This is a genomic window from Flavobacterium aciduliphilum (assembly GCF_003268855.1).
Taxonomy (GTDB): Bacteria; Bacteroidota; Bacteroidia; order Flavobacteriales; family Flavobacteriaceae; genus Flavobacterium; species Flavobacterium aciduliphilum.
The window spans coordinates 51,872-76,399 of the sequence record NZ_QLSZ01000010.1 but is presented as its reverse complement, the minus strand read 5'-3'; the positions used below and the strand labels follow the sequence as shown (position 1 = coordinate 76,399).

21 protein-coding genes are annotated in these 24,528 nt (G+C 34.1%); 6 read left to right on the top strand and 15 right to left on the bottom strand.

Going from position 1 to position 24,528, the window contains the following annotated elements:
- The first annotated feature begins 197 nt into the window (after positions 1-197).
- From CLV55_RS10695 to CLV55_RS10675, 5 genes are all read left to right on the top strand, one after another.
- A complete protein-coding gene (locus tag CLV55_RS10695) occupies positions 198-851 on the top strand; it encodes a class I SAM-dependent methyltransferase (RefSeq protein WP_245902719.1) in 654 nt (217 codons plus the stop codon).
- 161 nt (positions 852-1,012) lie between these two features.
- On the top strand, positions 1,013-2,926 hold the full coding sequence (locus CLV55_RS10690; protein WP_112113791.1) for a DUF294 nucleotidyltransferase-like domain-containing protein: 1,914 nt from the start codon (positions 1,013-1,015) through the stop codon (positions 2,924-2,926).
- Positions 2,927-3,523: a 3'-5' exonuclease family protein gene (locus CLV55_RS10685; RefSeq protein ID WP_112113790.1), complete on the top strand. Its 597-nt coding sequence runs from the start codon at positions 2,927-2,929 to the stop codon at positions 3,521-3,523.
- Between the two features lie 6 nt (positions 3,524-3,529).
- On the top strand, positions 3,530-4,213 hold the full coding sequence (locus CLV55_RS10680) for a GDSL-type esterase/lipase family protein (protein WP_112113789.1): 684 nt from the start codon (positions 3,530-3,532) through the stop codon (positions 4,211-4,213).
- Positions 4,214-4,224: 11 nt separating this feature from the next.
- The gene (locus tag CLV55_RS10675) at positions 4,225-5,649 is read left to right on the top strand and encodes a GH32 C-terminal domain-containing protein (RefSeq protein WP_112113788.1); all 1,425 of its coding nucleotides are present in this window, start codon (positions 4,225-4,227) and stop codon (positions 5,647-5,649) included.
- A 57-nt stretch (positions 5,650-5,706) separates the two neighbouring features.
- Here the strand turns inward: CLV55_RS10675 and CLV55_RS10670 are convergent, their stop codons facing one another.
- The 11 genes from CLV55_RS10670 to CLV55_RS10620 all read right to left on the bottom strand — a co-directional run bounded on the left by CLV55_RS10670 (position 5,707) and on the right by CLV55_RS10620 (position 17,819).
- A complete protein-coding gene (locus tag CLV55_RS10670; RefSeq protein WP_112113787.1) occupies positions 5,707-6,093 on the bottom strand; it encodes a carboxypeptidase-like regulatory domain-containing protein in 387 nt (128 codons plus the stop codon).
- 15 nt (positions 6,094-6,108) lie between these two features.
- Positions 6,109-9,339, bottom strand: a complete 3,231-nt coding sequence (locus CLV55_RS10665; protein ID WP_112113786.1) for a TonB-dependent receptor — start codon at positions 9,337-9,339, stop codon at positions 6,109-6,111.
- Positions 9,340-9,518: 179 nt separating this feature from the next.
- Positions 9,519-9,836 carry a rhodanese-like domain-containing protein gene (locus CLV55_RS10660; RefSeq protein ID WP_112113785.1) on the bottom strand — a complete coding sequence of 106 codons (318 nt, stop codon included), beginning with the start codon at positions 9,834-9,836 and terminating at the stop codon, positions 9,519-9,521.
- A gap of 13 nt (positions 9,837-9,849) precedes the next feature.
- Positions 9,850-10,527 (bottom strand): ABC transporter ATP-binding protein, encoded by a 678-nt coding sequence (locus CLV55_RS10655; RefSeq protein ID WP_112113784.1) that lies wholly within the window; start codon positions 10,525-10,527, stop codon positions 9,850-9,852.
- A 10-nt stretch (positions 10,528-10,537) separates the two neighbouring features.
- Positions 10,538-11,794 (bottom strand): ABC transporter permease, encoded by a 1,257-nt coding sequence (locus CLV55_RS10650; RefSeq protein WP_112113783.1) that lies wholly within the window; start codon positions 11,792-11,794, stop codon positions 10,538-10,540.
- A complete protein-coding gene (locus CLV55_RS10645; RefSeq protein ID WP_245902718.1) occupies positions 11,794-12,924 on the bottom strand; it encodes an efflux RND transporter periplasmic adaptor subunit in 1,131 nt (376 codons plus the stop codon). Before CLV55_RS10645 ends, CLV55_RS10650 begins: the two co-directional genes overlap by 1 nt.
- Before the next feature lie 18 nt (positions 12,925-12,942).
- On the bottom strand, positions 12,943-13,998 hold the full coding sequence (locus tag CLV55_RS10640; protein ID WP_112113781.1) for an o-succinylbenzoate synthase: 1,056 nt from the start codon (positions 13,996-13,998) through the stop codon (positions 12,943-12,945).
- Positions 13,999-14,001: 3 nt separating this feature from the next.
- Entirely contained in the window at positions 14,002-15,207 is a 1,206-nt protein-coding gene (locus tag CLV55_RS10635; protein ID WP_112113780.1) for a tetratricopeptide repeat protein, read from the bottom strand.
- A 33-nt stretch (positions 15,208-15,240) separates the two neighbouring features.
- The gene (locus CLV55_RS10630) at positions 15,241-15,918 is read right to left on the bottom strand and encodes a metal-dependent hydrolase (RefSeq protein WP_112113779.1); all 678 of its coding nucleotides are present in this window, start codon (positions 15,916-15,918) and stop codon (positions 15,241-15,243) included.
- A 12-nt stretch (positions 15,919-15,930) separates the two neighbouring features.
- Positions 15,931-16,896, bottom strand: a complete 966-nt coding sequence (gene menA, locus CLV55_RS10625; protein ID WP_112113778.1) for a 1,4-dihydroxy-2-naphthoate octaprenyltransferase — start codon at positions 16,894-16,896, stop codon at positions 15,931-15,933.
- A gap of 83 nt (positions 16,897-16,979) precedes the next feature.
- Positions 16,980-17,819 (bottom strand): 1,4-dihydroxy-2-naphthoyl-CoA synthase, encoded by an 840-nt coding sequence (locus CLV55_RS10620; protein ID WP_112113777.1) that lies wholly within the window; start codon positions 17,817-17,819, stop codon positions 16,980-16,982.
- A 347-nt stretch (positions 17,820-18,166) separates the two neighbouring features.
- Here CLV55_RS10620 and CLV55_RS10615 point away from each other — a divergent pair, with 347 nt between their 5' ends.
- Positions 18,167-18,592, top strand: a complete 426-nt coding sequence (locus tag CLV55_RS10615) for a PH domain-containing protein (protein WP_112113776.1) — start codon at positions 18,167-18,169, stop codon at positions 18,590-18,592.
- Between the two features lie 36 nt (positions 18,593-18,628).
- On the opposite strand, the gene CLV55_RS10610 is transcribed toward CLV55_RS10615, so the two are convergent.
- From CLV55_RS10610 to tilS, 4 genes are all read right to left on the bottom strand, one after another.
- On the bottom strand, positions 18,629-19,555 hold the full coding sequence (locus CLV55_RS10610; protein WP_112113775.1) for an alpha/beta hydrolase: 927 nt from the start codon (positions 19,553-19,555) through the stop codon (positions 18,629-18,631).
- Between the two features lie 12 nt (positions 19,556-19,567).
- Entirely contained in the window at positions 19,568-21,103 is a 1,536-nt protein-coding gene (locus CLV55_RS10605; RefSeq protein ID WP_112113774.1) for a YifB family Mg chelatase-like AAA ATPase, read from the bottom strand.
- 98 nt (positions 21,104-21,201) lie between these two features.
- Positions 21,202-23,208 (bottom strand): protein-disulfide reductase DsbD family protein, encoded by a 2,007-nt coding sequence (locus CLV55_RS10600; RefSeq protein ID WP_112113835.1) that lies wholly within the window; start codon positions 23,206-23,208, stop codon positions 21,202-21,204.
- On the bottom strand, positions 23,205-24,515 hold the full coding sequence (tilS, locus tag CLV55_RS10595; protein ID WP_112113773.1) for a tRNA lysidine(34) synthetase TilS: 1,311 nt from the start codon (positions 24,513-24,515) through the stop codon (positions 23,205-23,207). The genes CLV55_RS10600 and tilS overlap by 4 nt, the downstream gene beginning before the upstream one ends.
- Positions 24,516-24,528 lie beyond the last annotated feature (13 nt).

Below are 24,528 nucleotides of genomic sequence, written 5' to 3'. Positions count from 1 at the left end.
TATAAATGATTTCCAATACTTTTTTGATTCGTTATTTATTTAAAAAAAGGGAATTGAGTTTTTATAAGTTCTTCCAATGCTTTTATATTAAGCTTTTAAGATAATTACTCCTGATTTTGTTATATTTTTGAAAAAAGATTGTAGGTTTTTACAGTCCCATAGTAATGATTATGAAACAATTAAAAAGCTGACATTTAATGAAAGGAAATAGGAATGACACGAAAATAAACGATATCTGGACATCACGATGGAATGATAGATATAGTATAGAGGAATTTGCCTATGGCGAAGCACCAAACAATTATTTAAAAGAAGAACTATCCAAACTACCTGTTGGAAAAATTTTATTTCCAGCAGAAGGAGAAGGACGTAATGCTGTTTTTGCAGCTACTCTTGGTTGGAAGGTTACGGCTTTTGATATAAGTCAAGAAGGTAAAAACAAAGCCATAAAACTGGCTGAAAAAAATAATGTTACTTTAGACTACAAGGTTGGTGAGTTAGACACATTAGATATTGAAAACGAAGCCTTTGATGCCATAGCTCTTATATATGCACACTTTCCTGCAGAAATTAAATCTTTATACCATAAAACCTTTGACAAGTACTTAAAAGTCAATGGGACAATAATTTTTGAAGCTTTTAGCAAAAAGCATATTGCCTATGTAACGGCCAATGAAAAAGTTGGCGGACCAAAAGATATCGATAGTTTATTTTCAATTGACGAAATAAAATCGGATTTTCCAAATTTTGAATTTGTTGAATTGGAAGAACAGGAAATCGAATTAAGCGAAGGGTTATATCATAATGGAATAGGGTCGGTAATTAGATTTATTGGTCGCAAAAGACTATAAAATGCTCGAAGTATTTCGAATAAAAACAGAATATAACAAGGTCATTCTTACTTTTCCACATTTAATGCTTAGAATAAAGTTCTATCAATAATTTTATTTAAATGCAATAAGATTTATCTTTATTTTTGTACTTTCGAAAATATTTTTATTCCGTGCACACTATGAGTAATATTATTGTACAACAAGTTGCAGTATTTTTAAAAGATTTTTTACCCTTTTCATACTTACCCGATGAAAGTTTGGAAAAAATTGCAAATTCCATTCGAGTGCTCAATTTGAATAAAAACAAAACCTTATTCAAGATTAATGATTCTTTGCATGATTGCTTTTATGTAGTGGCTTCTGGGGTCATTCATCTTACTGTAATTTCGGATGCGGAAGAAACACTTCTTAATAAATGTTATGCTGGTGATGTGTTTGGTTTACGACCTTTTTTTGCAAAAAATAATTACCAAATGACAGCCAAAGCCCGAGAAGAATCCATTGTCTATGCCATACCTATTACAACATTCAAGCCTTTTGTGGCGCAAAATTCTGATATTCTCGACTTTTTATTGGAAAGTTTTACAACCAATACCAAAAGTGGTTCTTTAATGGAACAACATGGCTTAATTTCTGAAAATATTGATTTGCAAGAAAAACAATTTGATGCGCTCTATTTTCAATCCCTATCCTATACTAAAAAACCAATTGTTATTCCTCATTCAACTATAATTAAAGACGCAGCTCAGTTGGTTACTAATGATTTACAAGATTGTGTTTTAATTACCGAAAATGGAACTCCCAAAGGAATTGCCACCGATAAAGATTTTCGTTCGAAAGTTGCTACAGGAAAAGTAGCTTTTTCCAATACAATCGATAAAATTATGGTGGCTCCAGTTATTACGGTAAGTGAATCCATATCGGTTGCTGAAGCTCAGTTAATCATGCTCAAACACGATGTAACGCATCTTTGTGTCACAAGCGATGGAACAGATCAATCAGAAATTAAAGGAATCATTTCTGAACATGATTTAGTAGTAGCTCAAGCAAACAATCCAGGGGTTTTGTTAAAGGAAATTAAGAGGGCTCAAAATGGTAAAGAGCTCAAACTTGTACGAAATAAGTTGGATGAAATTATTCAAACCTCATTAAACAAAAATATTCCGCTCACGCACATCAATAGTATTGCAGGCGAAATTACTTTAGCTCTAATAAGACGTTCTATAGAATTGGCAATTTTAGATTTGGGCTCCCCTCCTGTTCCTTTTGCATGGCTATGTATAGGAAGCCAAGGAAGAAAAGAGCAATTACTTCTTACCGATCAAGATAGCATTTTAATATTTGATGACGTTACAACGGACCGATATCGAGATGTTCGGGATTATTTTTTAAAACTAGCTAAAAAAGCGACCAATACCCTAGAAAAAGTAGGCTACCCTATTTGTCAACAAGGACATATTGCAGGGAATATGCTCTGGTGTAAGTCATTGACAGATTGGACAAAACAATATGTTAATTGGATGAAAAATCCAGGTGAGAAATCGAATGAAATTAGCAGTGTCTTTTTTGATTATGAAATCGCTTTTGGGGATCAAAAAATTGAAGATAGCATTACGGATATTGTCTTTAATTCCTCATCCAACAATCAACTCTTTTTTGACTATTTAGGAAATGATGCTATAAAAAAACCAGCACCTTTAAATTTTTTCAAAAAATTCAATCTGGAAGAAGATGGCGAATTTAAAGGAAAGTTTGACATAAAAACCAGAGCTTTGATGCCATTAATAGATAGTGCCCGTCTTTTGGTTTTAAGTATGGGAATTCGGGGAATAAATAGCACATATTTGCGTTACAAACAATTAGCAATGCTTGATGCTAAATTTTCGGAAGTCTATTTAAATTGTGCCGAAGCGTTTTTGGTCTTGTCGAAATTTAGAGCTCTTGAAGGCATAAAAAATGATGACAATGGTCAATACATTAACTTAGACGAACTTTCAAAACCTGATAAAGAACGCCTAAAAAATGCACTGATGCCGATGCGAGATTTAGAAGAGGTTATTAAAGGAAAATTTCAACTCACTCAATTTTCATAAATGTTAGATTGGTTAAAAAACATAAACAAAGAGTATCCTGAATTTTGGAAAGCGTATTTAGGTAAATTTGAACATAAAGAACCTAAGTATATTGCCATACATATTAAAACAACGGGATTTAACGTAAAAAAAGATGTTATTCTGTCTATTGGGGCTTTGACTATTGCTGAGGACGCAGTATACATTGGTCAAGGCTATGAGGTTACTATTCCGCAATACCGCTTTTTACACGATAACGGTTTATCTAATGATTTTGTAATGGAATCGGAACAAACAAAATTATCGGAATCTCAAGCTATCGAAAAGTGTGTTGACTTTATAGGAAGCGCCACTCTTGTAGGTTACCGTTTACATAATGGGTTAGATATCCTAAATGAAGCTTTAGAAAAAATGGGTTGTGGCCGTTTAAAAAATGAAGCGATTGATATCGAAATCATGTATCAAAAACTAAACGAAACCATGGATAAAAAATATTCGTTGGCCGATATATGCCAAGCATATAAACTAAACCATGAAGAATCTAATACAACTACGGAATATGCGTATTCAATCGCGCTTTTGTTTTTAAAATTAAAAACGAGACTTGGATTTAAATAAGTACATATGAAAAAAACAATATTTGTATTCTTTTTACTACCATTTACCATTTATTTCACATACGCACAAGAGGATCAAATGAAAAAAGATTGGGCCAATTTGAAGAAATATACAGCTGAAAACACTGCTTATTTAAAGCAAAAAAATAAGAATCCTATCATCTTATTTGGGGATTCTATTACAGAGTTTTGGAAACAAAACAATCCCGATTTATTTGAAAACAACAACCTTATGAATCGGGGCATTAGTGGCCAAACAAGCTCACAAATGTTATTGCGGTTTCGACAAGATGTCATCAATTTAAAACCGTCTAAAGTTATTATTTTGGCAGGAATCAATGATATTGCAGAGAACACTGGACCTATTTCAGTTGAAACCATTTTTGGAAATATTGTTTCTATGGTTGAATTAGCCAAAAGCAATCATTTTAAAGTGGTGTTGTGTTCGGTATTACCATCCAATCATTTGTATTGGAATCCTAAAATAAATCCGGTTGAAAAAATCGCCGAACTCAATACTAAATTAAAAACGTATGCCTTAGTCAATCATCTCAATTTTATCGACTACTATTCGGCAATGGTGGATGAGCATTTGGGTTTGGATAAGAATTTTTCTGAAGATGGTGTACATCCTAATACTTCTGGTTATAAAGTAATGGAACAACTCCTTTTAAAAGAACTAGAAAATTAATAGCAGAAAATATGAAAAGATATGTTTTAGGAGCATTTTTGTTTCTTAATATTTTATGGAGTCAAGTTTCTAAAGACTCTAGTTATTACCACTACGCTTGTATGGAAAAAAGTACTGATGCGGTAAAAAATATCGTGTATGTAAAAGGAACTTATCATCTATTTTTACCAAGCATTGTGGAAGCTAAAACAGGAACTTCTACCCTTAATCATGTTATCAGTACTGATTTATTACATTGGGTTTCAACAAATCCCATTTCGCTTTCAAACAGCGATACAGAATGCGTTATGGAAACCGTTGTGGTGGACCAAGAAAATGCTGCTGGATTAGGAAATAATACTCTAGTTGCTCTAGTCTCTCATCGTTCAAATGATAAGAATGCCACAAAAGGGGCAAAATTTTTCGAATTTGAATACAGTACAAATGAGGGCAAATCTTGGAAAAAATTAAAATACAATACCGATTTTATCAAGGATGAGAAAGAAACAATACAATCCTTCCAATTGATTTGGAATGAACCTTTCAAGAAATGGCATCTTATCCAATGTTTGAATGATGGAATAAAAATTTGGTCTTCTCCAAATTTAACAGAATGGCATTATGAAAGCACTTTCAAACCTATAAAAAATGAATCTGAAAAGTTATGGAAAAAAAGTTCATTGTTTTCAATCAAAACAACTACAGGAGAAGAAAAATGGTTGTTAATAGTCGACATACAGGATACGACTAGTGAACAAAATCAAGGTTCGTTTTGTTATATTGGAACTTTTGACGGAACAAAATTTACCAATGAACAAACTCCTCTCGCACTCGATTATGGTACCGATGCTTATTCTTCTGCAATAGCATCAACTCCTGAAAAAACGTTACTGCGTTGGAGTAATTCAAACAAGGAATTTCATCAGTCTGGGATTGATGAAGGAACATCGACCTTACTCCTACCCAAAACAATCGAACTTTACAAAGAAAACAATCGTTATAAAATTAGGCAACAGGTGCTCTCTTCAATTCCAATGAAACTCATGTTTGAAGAAAAAAACATACAAACTCCCTATGAAAAAACAGCTCAAGAATGGAATCGTTCATTAGTAAGCTTAACGTTTCAAAAAGCTTCCGATTGTATGTTGCTTTTTTCAAATGAACTGGGCGAAACGTATTCGGTGACCTTTTCAGAAAAAAATCTTATTGTAGATAGACGAATGGCAGGAAGCTATACTTTCGAAAGTAAACCACAAAGCATCCCTATGGAAGATAATTTATTAAATCTAGACGTTTTTTTAGATCAAAACTTGATTGAAATCCTTGCCAATAAAGGAAAATATGTCATTACACAACACATTCAGCCTACACAAAACTTTACTAAAGTAACTCTTATCACAAAAGAAACTTCAAGTATTTATGCTATTAAATGTCAGCATATCACTTTAGAACAATAACTAAAAAGGGCACTTCAAATTATGAAATGCCCCTTTACTATAAACAAAACAAATACTTTAATTCGATTTTATAACATCCGATTTTTCTTCTAAAGATACTTCTTGAATAGTTTTCTCCTCTTTTCGATTCACTATTATCGGTTTTGGAAAATCATTGTCTCCAAGGGATAATTGTATGTTCTTTTTAGAATAGGCTTGTATTTCATTGCTGTCTACAACCAATTGATAAGGGCCTCCTACATCTAAATTATCAATACTGAATCGTCCTTTTTTATCCGTTTCTCCTTCAAATTTAGCATTTGTTGGTAAATGAATTAAGGTAATTTTGGCATGAGCAATCGGAACTTCACCATCGGTTATTTTTCCATTTAAGGTTGCAGATGTAATTTGAGCAGAAGCAAGCATACAGAAGAAACTTGCAAAAAAAGTTATAACAATTTTCATTTATTTTAATCTTGATTAGAATGAATAACGTATTCCGAATTGCGCTTGGAAACGAGATGCAAATTGATCAACTACATATGTTGAAGTCGGTGTTTTAAATGTATATACCGGATCACCTGCATTTGGTGTTCCTGTTGGTAAATTCCCTGTTTTTGTTAAACCTACACTAACTGTTGAGTTATAGGTATTAGGTACAAAATAACTTCTTCCCCAATTTTTATTTAACATATTTCCAACGTTGATGATACTCAATGACAGTTGAATCGTATGTGTATTTTCCTTTTTTGTTTTAAAACTTATTTCGTCCATGATACGCATGTCAGCTTGAATATTCCATGGTGTAAAATCTCCATTACGCTCAGTAAACTGTCCTCTTCTACTACTTAAATACTCGTTATTATTGATAAAATTTTCATAATCTGCCACTTGTTGAACATTAGGTGTAAATACACCTCCAGAAACCGTTCCAATATATTTAGAAGCTTCAGCAGCATCTTTAAATACGTATGCCAATCCTGCTGCTTGTCCTGTTCCTGCTAGTGTACTGTTTACAAATCCCCAAGTGAATGGATTTCCAGATTGTGCATTAAAATACACATTGGCCGATAACTTATTAGTTTTAGACAATCCAACGATATACCCAACATTTGAAACAATTCTGTGTTTGATTGCAAAGTTTGAATTAGCCAACTGTGGGTCATTTGGTGTTAACGATTGGTTCATTTGATAGTTACTTTCCATTGAGTTACGAATTCCATTCGTAATATCTTTAGCTACACCATACGTGTAGGCTGCAGTAAAATTGAATCCAAAATCATACAATTTAGACACCATACCTGTAATATTGTAACGGTATCCTTTGCTAGTATTGGATAACATATACGCATTAGAGAAGGAAGGATTGATGTTTGGATATGGATTTGTACCGTAAATAGGCATTTGATGATTCACATCATATGTAAAATATTTCACATCATCTGTTTTATTTACTTGTTGGAACATTAAATCGGTAATCACTTTTGTATAAAGACCTTCTATAGTAAATTTATATCCTTTAAAGGTATAGTCAAAAGCTAAGGAATTTCTCCAAATTTGTGGCATTTTGAATTTGTTATCAATCAAATCCGCTTGCACTTTAGGAGAAGCATCGTGATAGCCATTCAATCCATTGGTAGCTAAAGGATCGCCATACGACCCAACATCTGCAGCAGTAAGATTGTTTTTATCATAACTTCCATACCCCACACCATCATTATAATACGCATATCCTAACCATGCAAAAGGAATTCTTCCTGTAAACACTCCTGAACCACCTCTTACAATAAATGATTTATCTCCTTTTACATCATAAGTAAAACCAAATCTTGGAGATAAAGAAGCTGTTGAAAAATAATTATTTTTGATTTGATTTAGCGGTGTATAGTTATAAGTTGTTCCATAATAGGGGTCAACAGGAGAATTTTGAACTTGACTACTTAAGTTTGGCTTGGTAGGTAAATCTGTATAATCTACTCTAATTCCTGGAGATACTTTCAATTTGTTACCAATTTTAATATCATCTTGAATGTATGCACTATACATGTTTACTTTAAATTTAGCATACGGATTGTTGAAAATATCATCGCGTGTCGAACCATCAAATGGGTAAGTTCCTCTTACTCTCACTGGCAATGAGTTGTAAAAATCCGCTAATGTTTTGTAAGAAACACGTCCGTTTAAAGCATTTACAAATCCGTAGTTGATGTCATAAAGCTCGTTGTGAGTACCAAAAAGTAAGGTATGATTTCCTATTTTATAAGTTAAATTATCCGTAATTTCAGTAGTATTTTGTTTCATGTTAAATACTGTAGCTTCACGATCATTTCCTAAAAAGATAGTTCCGCCACTATATCCTATTTCTACTTGTGGAAACATATAGTTTTCTGAAGTAGGTTCGCGATAATCTTTAATCCCTGAATAACCTAATATTAAAGAGTTTGACCATCTTGTATTAAAGTGACTTTTTAATTCTAAAACCGAACTAATAGCTCTATTTTTTTGCACAAAATCCATGCTTGAAAATCTAAAATTTGCGGCATCACGCTCTAAATTTGATGCTTCTGCAAACACAACATTATTTCGGAAAGAAAGCGCATGTTTACCATTAATTTTCCAATCGATTTTATTAAAGAATTTTTTACTTTCAGAATAGTTGTTATAGGCACTGTATGAACCTACATTAAATCCATATTTTGTTTTTACAAAATCAGATATGGTTTGTGCTGTGGTATTGTCAACCAAGGAATAGACATTTCCATTTGCATCAAGATCTCCAGCATTATAAAAAACTGGATCAGTTCTTTTTGTATATTCCGCGTTAGTGAAATAAAACAATTTATCTTTAATCAAAGGCAATCCTACTCTAAATCCAACTTGATAATCTTCAAAAGCACTAGGCATTTTAGAACCATCACCTACTTTATTTGGACCTGTTATCGCAGCATTTCTACCATAAGCATAAGCAGAACCTGTAACGGTATTGCTTCCACTACGCGTTACAGCATTTACACTTCCTCCTAAGAAATTTCCAAGTTTCACGTCATAAGGTGCAATATACACTTGCACATCTTGGATGGCATCTAAACTTATAGAATTGGTTCTAGTACTACTTCCTGGCATCCCAGAAGTACCTGATTGGCCACCCAAAGACGGACTAAAACCAATTGCATCATTGTTGATTGAACCATCAATGGTTACGTTGTTATATCTAAAATTGGTTCCTGCAAAAGAATTGTTTGCACTTTGGGGAACCAACTTGGTAACATCTTGAATACCTCTATTGATGTTAGGCAAACCATTAATAACCGCTTGATTGATATTAACCCCATATTTTACTGCATTTTTCTTTGTAGCAATCGTAACTTCTTGTAATACATTTTCGTTACGTTTTACTTTTATGGTTTGTAAATCATTATCTCCAAGTGACAAATTAATTTGAGAATTGGTATACTCTGTAATATCCATACTTCTGATAACAATCTTGTATGGTCCTCCAACGTTCAAATTATCAAAACCAAAACGCCCTTGTTTGTCTGTGGTCGTTTCATAATTTGTATTGGTTGGTAAATGTGTAACGATTACAGTCGCTTCAACAACCGGACTTGTTCCATCTGAAACCTTACCACTCAATGAAGATGACGTAATTTGTGCGAATGAAATTCCTGCATTTAGTAGGAACACAACAAGTAAAAATAATTTTTTAACCATAATTTGTTTTTTTTGGCAAATTAACTGCAACAATGTAAAGTCCTTGTTACATACAAATTATGTTTTCATTTTATTAAGGTTATGTTAATGTTAAGTCTCTCAAGAATACCCTAATAAAACTAAAAAAGGAAACTAGAATTGGCTCTAGTTTCCTTTGTTGTAAGTGTTGATTTGTCTGTTTATTTTGGAAAATCAACAGCACCTTCCCAATTCATAAATCCTCCTTCTAAATTATATGTGTTTTCAAACCCCATTTGATCCATAATCATACAAGCCTGAGCGCTTCTTCCACCAGCTTTACAGTAAACATAATAATTTTTTGTTTTATCCAATTCGTCTAATCTATAAATAAACCCTTGCCCTTTATAAATATCATTTAATACACTTCCTGGAATAAATCCGTCATTCCACTCGTCTTCTGTTCGAACATCTAATATAACTGCATTCTCGTCGAGTGATATTTTTGAAGCCCACTCTTCTTGTGATAAATTTTTCATGTTACTATACTTATTATTTAATTATTTTTCCATCCTCCATAGTAATGATTCGGTTTGTTTTTGTGGCAAAATCATTATCGTGTGTCACTATTAAAAGCGTTTGTTTATGTTCAATTGCTAGTTTTTGAAAAATATCAAAAACTAAATTACTGTTTTTATGATCTAAATTTCCTGTAGGTTCATCACCCATAATAATAAGAGGCTTGTTAATCAAAGCACGTGCAATGGCTACTCTTTGTTTTTGTCCTCCACTCAATTGATTGGGCATTTTTAAAGCTTGTTCGTGCATATCGAGTGTCCTTAGATGTTCCATAGCATGGTATTCGATTTCTTCTTCTGATAACTTTCCTAATTTTAGTCCAGGTAACATCACGTTTTTCAATACATTATATTCGGTTAACAAATAATGGAATTGAAAAACGAATCCAATTTTTTCATTTCGAATGGAAGCAAATTCTTTATCGGTTTTTCCTGTAACCAACTCATCATTGATAAATAATTCTCCTTCATAATCGGTATCCATCGTGGATAATAAATACAACAGTGTCGATTTTCCACAACCTGATTTTCCAACAATAGAAACAAATTCACCAGAACTAATACTCATGTCAATCTCTTTGAGAACCTGAAATTTTACAGGGTCATAGAAAAACTTAGATAATTTTTTGGTTTCTAAAACTTTTGAAATCATGAGCCATCATTTATTTTCCACGAATTATTTCAACAGGATCGACTTTACTTGCCTTTAAGGCTGGAAACAATCCAGCGATGAATGTCGTACTCAAAGCAAACGTAATTCCTACAAAATAATACGTACTGTTGTAATCTATAGGATATGTTTTTATAGTAGGTAAAGCCGCAGTACTAAAAGGAATTACATCAATAATTGAGGTAAAAATAAACCCGAAAAGTAAGCCAAAGAGCCCTCCAGCAGCACCAATGACCATGGATAATAGAATAAAAATCCATTTTACATCATTTCCCGAAAAACCTGTTGCTTTCAAAATGGCGATACTATCCATTTTTTCAAAAATCATCATATTCAAAATATTGTATATCCCAAATCCGGCTACTATGAGCAACACAATACCCACAGCATACGAAATGATACTTCTCACAGTACTTCCCGTTTCAAATTGGGAATTGGACGTTTGATAATCAATAGCATCAACATTAAATTTGGCACTAAACTCTTTAGCGAGTGCCGGTGCCATAGTGATGTCATGTAATTTGACTTGAATATCAGTAATATAACTTTTTGGGGCTCCTAATAATTTTTGAGCAGTACTCAAAGAAGTATAACTCATCGTATTATCCAGTTCGGCTATGCCAATTTGTGTAATTCCAACAACTTTAAGTGACGCTAGATTTCCTTTAGCAGTAGTTACTTTTAAAATATCGCCTCGCTTAAGCATCATTTTGTCGGCTAAGCCTTTTCCGATGATGATGCTGTTGTTTTGTGTCAAATCGGAAATATTACCTTCAATAATATAATCGCTTAGTCGAAATAATTTTTCTTCCGCAACAGCGTCAATTCCGTAAACAACCCCAGAAATTTCAATCGTTCCTGAATTGAAAAATACGGGAGTAGTTATTTTGGGCGCCACATCAATAATTCTAGAATCTTGTTTTAAATAATGAATAATGGCTTTACTATTATAAATATCTTTGCCTCGATCTTTAGGTTTGATAGAACTGATAAAATTCACACTTTTTTTATACTGTTCTGACAAAAAAACGGGTTGGTGTTCAGTGGGTTTAATTTCGTTATACAATCGAACGTGAGGCGTCCGATTCAACATCAACTCATCCAGCATATTATTAAGTCCATGCATAAAACTGACTAATGTAATAAACATGGCAATACCAAAAGTAACGCCAACAGCCGCGACAATACTTTGTTTGAGACGGGCTCTTAGCAAATGAATGGCAATATTTAGAATGAGTTTAAAATTCATTATTGTGGTTTATATAGTGTTTCGTTGGCATGCAATCCACCCAAGACTTCCACATTCTGATAGTCGCTTAAACCTATTTTTATTTTTCTTTTTTGATTCGAACCAACTAGAACATAGGTGTCATTTATAACATATGATCTCGGAATCGTCATAACATTCTTTTTCGTTTGAATAATGAGGTTGGCTTCAACAGTCAAGTTGGGATATAATTTTGGTGGTGGAGTAAGAAAATGAGCTTCTATTTTAAAGGTTCTAGAGCGTTCATCCATAATAGGATAAATTTTATCCACTAGTGCTTCGAAAACAGTTCCTCTATAACTATCTAGCGTAATCAAAGCTTTTTTACCAACAGCCACATGAACCATATCATTTTCATCCACATCCAATTCAATAACAAATGCGTTTTTCTTTCCTACAATAGCCAAAGGAGTTTGAGGCGAAACTAATGCCCCTTCTTTAACCAAAACATCATATAATGTTCCCGAAAAGGCACTTTTTATTGTGTAATCACTCTGAGCTTTTTCACTTAGTTGCACATTGATTGCATTTCGCTTCTGCTCATTTGACAGTTGCACTTTCAACTGCGCTAATTGTTTTTGTAAGGATTCTAGATTGGATTTAGAATTTTTATACGCCCATTCAACTTTTTCATAATCCACTTCAGAAATGACATTATATTGCTTAATGTTTTTGTTTCTATTGTATACCGATGCATCTAAGGCTAATTTATCTTTTGCCATTTGTACTTTGGCTTCCATATCGGCAATCTTATCTTGAATGTAATGGTTGCTGGCCTTACTCAACTCATACGCTAACCGAGCGTTTTCAGTGTTTAAAGAAGCCTTGTCATTATCAATCAGAAAGAGATTCTGCCCTTTTACAACTGATGCTCCAACCGCTACAAGTTGTTTTTGCATAATCCCACTCACGGTTGGAAATACCGTATATTGATCTTCCGATTTAATGACGCCAGACGCATAGATACTTTCAGTAATGGCGCCAACGGTGGGCTTAATTTCGTCAGATTTTTTTGAAGAGCACGACAAAAAATAAAAACTAAATAGTGCTATTGAAAGTGTGAGAATGGAACGCATGGGTATATGAAATGAAGTGTTTGGAATACGTATCAAAATTACTAAAAAATCAACTTAAAAAAAATGAGTTTTATCAATTTCTACTTGCCATTTTTGATCAGGCTTGTAGTGTAAATTCCCGTGTGCTATTTCTAAAGGGCTAATAAAATTATTGTGGTACAAAGTTCCCGTACCAAGTCCTTGTGGCAGTGGGTTTTTTAAAGTGTACGTCCATTGTGCAATGGCATTAAGGCCGATATTGCTTTCTAAAGCGGATGTAATCCACCACCCTATTTTATTTTGTTGTGCCACATCAATCCATTCTTGGGTTCCTTTAAACCCACCAATAAAACTTGGTTTTAATATAATATATTGTGGTTTGATTTGTTGTACTAATTGTTCCTTTTCTTCATAAGTAAAAACACCTATCAATTCTTCATCCAATGCAATTGGAATGGGTGATTGTTGACACAAAGAAGCCATAGCTTCAAGTTGATTTTTTTTAATAGGTTGCTCTATGCTATGTATTTCATATTCTGATAATTGAATTAGCTTATCTAAAGCATTAGACGCTTCAAAAGCACCATTCGCATCCAATCGAATTTCAATTTGAGTGGCATCAAAATGCCTCCGAATTGAAGCAATGAGTTCTAATTCTTGTTCAAAATCAATCGCGCCTATTTTTAATTTAATACAATGAAATCCTTGAGCCAATTTTTCTTCAATTTGACTTTTCATAAATTCGGGAGTTCCCATCCATATTAACCCATTGATTGCAATTGCATCTTCACCCCTAGTAAAGGCTGTAGGGAAAAGTTCGAAACTAGTATGGGAAGACAACGATTGAAAAGCCATTTCGACGCCAAATTGTATCGAGGGATAGGCCCGTAATTTTTCCCAAAGTTGAGTGCTGCCTAAATAGATATGATCACATACCCATTGCAATTTTTCTTGATAGTCGGGTTGGTCATCGACGCTTAACCCTATTAACAACCCACATTCTCCAATTCCTTTTTTACCATGCTCATCTTCTACTATGAGAAACCAGGTTTCTTTTTGTGTCAAAACACCACGTGAGGTGCCTGAAGGTTGTTTAAAATCTAGAATATATTGATGGTATGTAGCTTTCATGCTTTATTCTAAAATTTTCAAAATCTTATTGAAATAATCGTCGGGTAAATGCTGCTTTTTAAACAATTCAAAATCTTGCTTTGTTTGTTGAATCCAAGAAACAGTAGTGCTTACATTCTGATTTTTAAACTTTTTATGTAATTCTTTAGCTTCAGAAACTCTATCTGTAAAGAGATACAAATGAGCATTTTGCAATTGTAAATTTGTATCTGTAGGGAATTTTTCAGTCGCTGTTTTCAACACATCTTCAGCTTTGTCAAATTGCTTTGTAAGAATGAAGCACTTAGCTAAAATCGCATAATCAAGTGCTTCCGCTCGATTTTTCGAAATGAATTCAGCTTGTAAAATAGAGATGGCATCCTCTACATGTAACGTGCTAAGAGCAGCATTTGCTTTGTTTCTGAATAGGTCGTAGTATTTTTTTAATTCTCCTGTTTTTAGCAATGCTTCTTCAGTTGCTGATTCTATTGCAGCGCTTTTTTCAATTGGAAGTAATCCGATAAAATCTTTATGAGTATATTTCTGAGTTACTTTTTCTAAAAAACCAGCCAAAAAAGATTCTTTATTTGTAAGGGTTGCGAATACTTTAGTATTTTTTCCCAACGCTATGATTTCATTTTTATTGGCAACGTCCCAGCCTCTACTCGCTTTGTTATCAACCCATGGAACCACTTCCAAAACAATCGTTTGTTTCATGACCCAATTATCACTTTGAAAGGCGAAATACAATTGTTGTGTTTTCGAATTTAGACAATCCGAAGTTTTAGATTTTAGCAATTTTGCTTCCTTATTGATGGGGGAATCTTGAACAAAACAAGCTTTCGTAGTTTTCTCTGTATTCAAATAATTGTCCGCTTCTTTTGCCTGAGAAAAAATAGCATACTTACATTTATCTGTACCAGAAATCGAAGACATCAAAAAAACGGCTCCTGCTGTTCCTTGACTAATTCCTGTTGGGTCTGGAATGGCTTTTAGTAACGAAACCAAACTGGATGAAAGTTTTTGATTGTCATCTAATACCGTAATTCGATATACGAGCTCTGTTGTTCCCTCTGGAAATTCGGCGGTTTTGACGATTTTTTTTTCTCCCGCACGCAAGGTTATGGTTTCATTGGTCGTTCTTATATTGTCCCAGTACCCTTCTTTTGATTGTGCAAAACAAAAAAAGGTTCCAAAAAGAAATAGAGCGTTAACAATTTTTGAAGTCATTAAAAAAGGAAATTTATTATATAAAAATGGATATTACAATTGGATACTGGCTCCAATCTCTAAAAGCATCAAGTCCTTCCCTGCATCAAAGAATTTCTTTTTTGCCTCATCATGATTGATTTGGATATACCCGAAAGTATCAAAATGAACGCCTAAAACCTTGTCACAGGATACAAAATCGGAAGCTATAATGGCGTCTTCAACATCCATTGTGAAATTATTTCCTATAGAAAGAACAGCCAAATCGAGTTTGGTGCGCATGGGAATCAACTTCATATCCATGGTTAATGCGGTATCTCCAGAAATGTATATATTTTTATGTTCGCCTTCAATTACAAATCCAGCTGGGTTTCCTCCATAAGTACCATCGGGAAAAGAACTGGAGTGAATCGCCGATACTAATTTCACTTTTCCAAAATCAAATTGCCAACTTCCTCCATGATTCATAGGATGGTATTTTAATCCTTTATTACCAAAATAAACCGCCACTTCATAATTCGAAACAATAGTAGCCTCTGTCCGTTTGGCAATAGCTTCTACATCCAAAATGTGGTCTTGATGGGCATGGGTAAGTAAAATATAATCGGCTGGAATAGTATGGATATCAATATGACTGGCCTTAGGATTTCCAGTGATAAATGGATCTACCAAAATATGTTTTCCACTCACTTCTATTCCAATACAAGCGTGACCATAAAATGTAATTTTCATTGTTTTAAGCGTTTAATTAGTGTAATAAATAATAATATCTGAAATAAAATAAATCAGAGACATCGATAAAAGTATGGATAATAAAAAGGTGCTAATAGCCAATTTCTTTAATTCGGGATCCAATTGTTTCGGATTTTTATTTTTGGCAACACGAACAAGGTGAGCAATAATAGGAATGTAAGCCACGAGAAAAAAATAAAGGTCAAAATTAAATTGATCTTGTAATCCAGGGTCTCTATCACTAAAATCAAAAAGGATAGCAAAGAGCAACATCAATACCATCGCCGTGCTAATCAAGAAAAAATGATATTTTTTTGCCCATGCACCACCATGTTGTACAACAAGAGTATTTTTACCCGATTTTTTATCCGATTCCTCATCACGCATGTTGTTTAAATTGAGTACGCCAACACTGAGTAACCCAATAGCCGTTGAAGGTAAAAACAACAACCAATCGACTTGTTTGGAAAACATAAAGTAAACGCCGAATGTACTCACTAAACCAAAAAACACAAACACAAAGACATCTCCATAACCACGATACCCATAAGGATTTTTCCCTACTGTATAACGAATGGCTGAAGCGATTGCGGCAATACCTAAGAATAAAAAAATCAAAGAATACCATAAATATTTTCCTTTAAAGGACACGTAAATTAACAATAAAGCAGACAATAAGGTTAGCAAAGTCATAAAAAACAAGGCTACCTTCATAGCTTGAGGTGATATAGCGCCACTCTGAATAGCTCTTTTAGGCCCTACTCGATCGTCGTTGTCTGTCCCTTTTACCCCATCACCATAATCATTGGCAAAATTGGATAATACTTGTAGGCATACCGTAGTTGATAATGCTAAAATAAAAATCTTCCAGTTAAACTGCCCTGGTGCTTGAGACATATAATAAAAACTTCCTACTAATATTCCTGAAACCGAAAGAGGTAAGGTTCTTATACGAGCAGCTTCAATCCAGTGTTTCATTTTTTTTAAATTTAAAAATTAGTTGTTTATGCGTTTAAAAGGTTAAGAGGTTATTTTATTAAAACATTGAACCATAAAACTTTTTAAGGCAGCCATTTTTTTTCAAAATTAGGCTTTCTCTTTTCAAGAAAAGCATCTCTTCCTTCTTTTGCTTCGTCTGTCATATAGGCCAAACGTGTCGCTTCGCCAGCAAACACTTGTTGTCCTACCATACCATCGTCTGTCAAATTCATAGCGAATTTAAGCATTTTGATAGACGTGGGTGATTTTGCTAAGATCTCTTGAGCCCATTCATAGGCGGTAGCTTCCAATTCATCATGCGGAATGACAGCATTAACCATACCCATTTCAAAAGCTTCTTGTGCGGAATAATTTCTCCCTAAAAAGAAAATTTCTCGCGCCTTTTTTTGTCCAACCATTTTAGCTAAGTAGGCCGAACCATACCCTGCATCAAAGCTAGTCACATCGGCATCGGTTTGCTTAAAAATAGCATGTTCCTTACTGGCGAGGGTTAAATCGCACACAACATGCAAACTATGTCCTCCGCCAACAGCCCAACCAGGAACCACACAAATAACCGCTTTAGGCATAAAACGAATAAGACGCTGCACTTCCAAAATATTCAAACGATGGTAGCCATCCTCTCCTACATATCCTTGATGACCACGCGCTTTTTGATCGCCTCCACTACAAAAAGACCATACGCCATCTTTGGAACTCGGCCCTTCAGCAGATAACAAAACAACACCAATCGATGTATCTTCTTGTGCATCATGAAAAGCCTGCAACAATTCTGAAGTCGTTTTTGGTCGAAACGCATTACGAACATCTGGCCGATTAAACGCAATTCGGGCTACTCCTTGGCATTTTTTATAAGTGATGTCTTCAAACTCTCGAACGGTTACCCAATTAATTGTACTCATTAATTATATCATTAAATTTTAGTATGTTTTTTATGCTATTTTAGCGTAAAATTAAACCATTTTTAGGTTATAACACTAAAACAAATTTTAAAATAAACAAAAAAATAACATTTTCAAGGGAACCAACACGTTTGTAAAACGTCTTTTATATGATTTAAAAAACTATATATCAAAAACTTACACTTTTTAAAAAAGGCTTTTATCTTTTACAACCTTATCGTAAAAGTTTTAAATAAGTCGTTTATGTAAAAAGTTACAATTACTTTACATTTCTTTTTTGAAATTGTAGAGTATATCCGTAATTTTGCATAAATTTATACCAACAAACCGACAAATTTTGAATTGTTATGCACCGTTTTTTTTCTACTAAAAATACGTTTACCTTAATTATATTATGGGCGGTTGTACTTTTCTTTATAACAACTATAGTCTTAAACTATGTAATCGGTAATATTCCTTTAATACCATTGTACATTGTGAGTATCGTAACAGGTTTTATGGTTTGGGTAATCTTTGATACGCGATACGTAATAAAAAATGACAATCTTTATTATCGTTCAGGACCGATACGAGGCAGAATTGACATTAAAAAAATAACCTCTTTGAAAAAATATTCGGGTTTGAATGTTCCCGTATTGCTTAAGCCCGCATTAGATACTAAAGGTTTTATTATTACCTATAATAAATATGATGATGTATTTATTTCTCCTAAAAAAAGTGAGCAATTTATTGAAGAACTCATGAAAATCAATCCAAACATTAAAATCATATAATTTTAATACATAGGAAGCCTAATATTCAAGGAATTTCTATTTCCTCATCAAAAACCGTAACGGGACATCAAACCTTCTTTTCCAAGAATTTTCACTGTGATCATCGCCTTCAAACTTTTTGGTTATCCAATTTGTTTTAGAAAATCCTTTAGAGATCATAATCTCATCTACTTTAGGTTGCAAACTTTTGTAGAGTGCGTCTAAAGTATCTGTCCCATAATCAAAATAAATTTTATTCGATTTAGGATTGGGTAAATGGGTTTTTAAATAGGAAAAAAACGCATTTGGAATTGGATTGTTTTCAACCGTAAAAATACCAGGCCAATGCGTTGATAAACATGCAGCTCCTCCAAAAATTTTAGGATATTCACAAATCGCATATAAAGAAATCAACCCACCCATACTACTTCCTGCAATAAAAGTATGCTTGACATCTTTGTATACTGAATAGCTTTTGTTAATGATGGGGCGTATTTCTTCAACTAAGAATTTGAGATAATTATCAGAATTTATAGTTTTTCCATTAAATACCTTTTGACCATTTGTACGATTACTATTGTATATAGAATCTTGTTGTTGTTGAGTTAACGATTCAAATGGTTTTTGAGGAAAATAATCTATATGTCGTGTATTAGAATCATTCCATATCCCAACAACAATTAGATCTTGAATCTTGTTTTCTTTTAAAAGAGGTGTTACGACATCATCTACATCCCATGATTGTTTGTTCCAAGTCATGTTGGCATCAAATAACATTTGACCATCATTCATATATAAAACAGAATATTTTTTTGTGGGTGAGTACCCTTCAGGCAACCAAATATCGATATTTCTTGCAGTAACATATTTTGATTGAAACTGAGTAATTCGTTCTATTTTACCTGAAACAACTTCAGGTAAAGACTGAGCCTTAATAGATAAACTAAGGAGACTCAAACTAATAAAGGTGATTATTTTTTTCATCTAATTTTATTTTTAGCCCAACCATCCGTCTCGATCCAAACTTCGATATTGAATGGCTTCAGCGATGTGATTTGAATTGACATGTTCTGAATCTTCTAAATCGGCAATGGTTCGAGCTACTTTCAAGATTCTGTCATACGCTCTCGCAGAAAGAGTAAGACGCTCCATCGCTGTTTTTAACAAATGTAGTGAAGCTTCGTCTAATACACAATACTCGCGAATTAATTTTGTTCCCATTTGAGCGTTATAATGAATATGCTCTAATGATTCAAATCTTTTGGATTGAATTTCTCGTGCCTTAATTACTCGCTTTCGAATTTCAACACTGCTTTCTGCTTTTCGAGTTTCGGTTAATTTTTCAAAGGGCACAGGAGTAACCTCAATATGAATGTCAATTCGATCCAATAAAGGCCCTGATATCTTGCTTAAATACCGTTGCATTTCAGCTGGTGAGGAAGAAACTGGGGCATGAGGATCCATAAAATAACCGCTCGGACTCGGATTCATACTCGCCACCAACATAAATGAAGCAGGATACGTTATTGTGAATTTTGCTCTGGAAATGGTAACTTCTCTGTCTTCTAGGGGTTGTCGCATGACTTCTAAAACTTCTCTTTTAAATTCAGGCAATTCGTCTAAAAATAAAACGCCATTATGTGACAACGAAATCTCTCCAGGCTGAGGGTAACTCCCCCCTCCAACTAATGAAACCGAACTCGCTGTGTGGTGCGGACTTCTAAATGGTCTTTGATTCATCAATCCTGCCTCTTTGATTTTACCCGCTACCGAATGTATTTTAGTGGTTTCCAATGCCTCACGCAGAGTCATTGGAGGTAATATACTTGGTAATCTTTTAGCGAGCATTGTTTTTCCAGAGCCTGGTGGACCTATTAAAATAATATTGTGCCCCCCTGCCGCTGCAATTTCCATACATCTTTTTATAGATTCTTGTCCTTTGACATCTGAAAAATCATATTCGGGAAAGTCTAGCGTTTTATAAAACTCTTCTCGTGTATTAATCTCGGTGGGTGTTAAAGCGTTTTTCCCTTCAAAAAAATCAATCACTTGGGTTACGTTTTCAATCCCATAGACTTCAAGACCTGCAACGATAGCAGCTTCTTTTACATTTTGATTGGGTAAGAAAAATCCTTTATAACCTTCTTCTTTTGCTTTAATGGCTATGGATAAAGCTCCTTTTATGGGTTGCAAGCTACCATCAAGGGACAATTCTCCCATAATAATGTACCGATCTACATCATCAGCTTTAATTTGACCCGAAGCAACTAAAATACCTATAGCCAAAGTCAAGTCGTAGGCAGATCCTTCTTTTCTTAAATCGGCTGGCGCCATGTTGATGGTGATTTTTTTTCCAGGTAATTGATACCCATTATTTTTCAATGCCGCAGCAATTCGGTAACTGCTTTCTTTAATGGCATTGTCTGGTAAACCTACAAGGTGATATCCAATTCCTTTGTCTATATTTACCTCTACAGTGATGGTGGTGGCTTCTACACCAAATACGGCGCTTCCATAAACTTTTACTAACATGGCTTATACTTTTTAAATTAAACGGCTTATAATGATGCAAATATATAAAAGTTTTTAAAATAAAAAAATCGCAAGGAGTATTGCGATTTCTTTATTTTCTATTTCTTAAACTTCTTGATTCCTTCTTTAAGCCATTTTTTGTAGTCAGCGACTTCAAACGTGAAAGCAGTCGGTTTGTTCAGGTCATGGCCTTCGGCATCTTGTACAATATACAACGGTTGCGAATTACTCTTATAACGTGTGATTTGTAAATCGGTCCATTTATTCCCAATGGTAACAATCTCTTTTCCAGTAGTTTTTGAAATGTATTGTTCTTTTTTTGGAAGTTCTATTTTTCGATCACAATATAAGGAAATCAATACAATATCATTTTTTAAAATTGACAACACTTCGGGATTAGACCATACATTGTCTTCCATTTTCCGACAATTAGCACAAGCATCACCCGTAAAATCCAATAAAATAGGTTTGTTTACTTTTTTAGCATAAGCCAACCCATAGGCATAATCGTCAAAAGCCAAAATTCCATGTGGGCCTAAATGGGCATGTTCTGGTACATCCGATTTAGAAGCGATAGTACTTCCCACACCATTAGCACTTTCTGCATATGTTATAGGAGGCGTGAGTCCGCTTAATATTTTTAGAGGAGCTCCCCACAATCCGGGAATCATATAAAATGTAAAGGTCAGAACTAAAACTCCCATAATTAAGCGACCTACTCCAATTTTTACTGCTTTTTCATAATCGTGCGGCAACATAAATTTTCCAAATAAATACAAAGCCCACACACCAAAAACAGCAATCCAAATAGCTATAAACAACTCGCGCTCCAACCAATGTTTTTGCAAGACTAAATCTGCATTTGATAAAAATTTAAAGGCAAATGCTAATTCTAAAAAGCCTAAAGATACTTTAACCGTATTCAACCAACCACCCGACTTTGGCAAAGTGTTAAGCCAAGCAGGAAACATTGCAAATAACATAAAAGGAAGGGCAATCGCTAATGAAAATCCTAACATCCCAACAACAGGTGCAAGTCCTCCTTTTGAGGATGCCTCTACCAATAATGTACCAACAATAGGTCCTGTACAAGAAAAGGAAACAACCGCCAAGGCCAAAGCCATAAAGACAATTCCTAAAAGACCTCCTTTATCGGCTTGTGAATCTAATTTTGTGGCCCAAGAACTAGGTAAAACCAATTCAAACGCACCTAAAAAAGATAAAGCAAATACCACCAATAAGGCAAAAAACACAAGATTAAACCCTACGCTCGTCGATAATTCATTTAACGCCTCAGCCCCAAAAATGCCCGTAATTAAGGATCCTAAAATAACATAGATGGCTATAATCGAAATTCCATAGACAATCGCATTTCTAATTCCAGCGGCCTTCGATTGACTTTGCTTTGTGAAAAAACTAACTGTCATGGGAATCATCGGAAAAATACAAGGCATTAACAAAGCAGCAAATCCTCCTAAAAACGAAAAGAAAAATATCGCCCACAATCCTTTTTTGTCTTCTTTTTGTATGGGTTTGGTAACGGCTTCAGAAGGAGCTTGTTTAGACTCAGTCACTTTACCTGTTGAAGTGATACTAGCACTAGCCATGGAATCTTTTTTACGTTCAGTTGCTATAGGGGTAGTTGATGTAGTGATCTGAGTTGGTAGCTCAAATACAACATCCACATTATCATTAACACATGATGTTTGACAAGCTTGAAAATCAATGTTGACGTTAATTTTAGAAAGCTTAGTATTTAAAAGTTTGACTCTTTGGGTGAGTGTAGCTTGGTGTTCAAAAAAATATTCGTCTACTTCAAAATCTTTATTAAATTGTTTTTTATAAGCACTTTCCTTGGCTTTACCAATCAATTCAAAATTTCCTTTTTGATTTTTAAACGTTAGAACAATTGGAAGCGGTCCACCATCTGGAGTGAATTGCGAATACATGTGCCATCCTTCCTCTATTGTCGCGTGCATGACTAAATTGTATTCTGTATCTGATACCTTCTCAGTAGTTACACCCCATTTTACAGGTTTCTTTATTTGAGCTAGTGCAAAATTTGTCGTGAAAATTAAAACTACTATCAGTGCTAATCTTTTCATTGTTGTATAATTTGTAAAATTTGTTTTGTATTTTCGGTTATTATAAATCGTTCGTCTTGTCTTTTTCCTATCACCCATACAATCTGATTTTCTGAACACAACAGCCATTGAGTGGATTTTTCATAAAGTGAAAATTTTTCATCCTTAAAATACTTGCTCAATTTCTTTTTCCCTTTCATTCCTTTAGGATAAAAAACATCGCCTTCTTCCCATTTTCTTATGACTAAAGGATACTTTATTTTATCTTGGTCCACAAAGATACACTTTGCAAGTGTATATGATGGGTAACTTACATTACATAAAGTAAGATTTATAGGTTCTTTAACATATTCTATACCTTTTTCAATAAAATAATGCCTCTTGTCATGTTGACTTTCTTTTGAAAATAGTAGTAAAGACGCTCTGTTTTTTAATAAAATAAAAGCGTCCGAATGAACCTGTTTGCCCGATTGTGCGTGAACCAAATCAAAAATATCTTGCCATGCCGTAAAACCATACGAATGCAACCATTGATATAAATAGGATGTATAATGGTCTAATTCCAAAAGTTTTTTGAGGTCAAATCTAAGGGTACCATCTTCTTGTTTTAACACAATTTCTTGATAACGTAACGCAACTCCATCTTGAAGAATCTCCTGAGCTTCTTTCAAATGGTGGATTGTATTTTGAAAAGAATCTAAAAAACTCGTGTTCAATTCTTTCAATATTGGAACTAAGTGATGTCTAATTTTATTGCGCAAATAGTTGTCAGAAGCATTGCTCGAGTCTTCGCGCCATTGCAATTGATTGTCTTGAGCATAGTGCCAAATTGCTTCTCTTGAAAAAGGCAATAAGGGTCTGACAATCGTCTCATTTTGTTGGGGAATTCCTGTAAGTCCTTCCAAACCTGTTCCTCTTGAAAAATTAATTAAAAAGGTCTCTAATGTATCATCCAAATGATGGGCTGTAAGAATATAATCGTAATGATTTGCTTGTCGCTGTGCTTCAAACCATTGATACCTCAATTCTCGTGCGGCCAATTGAATCGAAAGCTTATTCTTTTCAGCATAGATCTTTGTATTAAATTGTTGGACCTCACAAGGAATTTGATGCTGGGCTGCATAGGCTAACACAAATTTCATATCCTCGTCACTTTCCGTAGCTCTCAATTGAAAATTACAATGCAACATTCCAAAGGAACACTTCATTTGCTGAAATAAGTGAACCAAAACCATACTGTCCAATCCTCCACTTACAGCGATATAAAACTTCCTTTCTAATAAAAAAGGAAAGGTAGTATGAATATGTTTCTGGAATTTGTCAAGCATTGTTCAAATATAG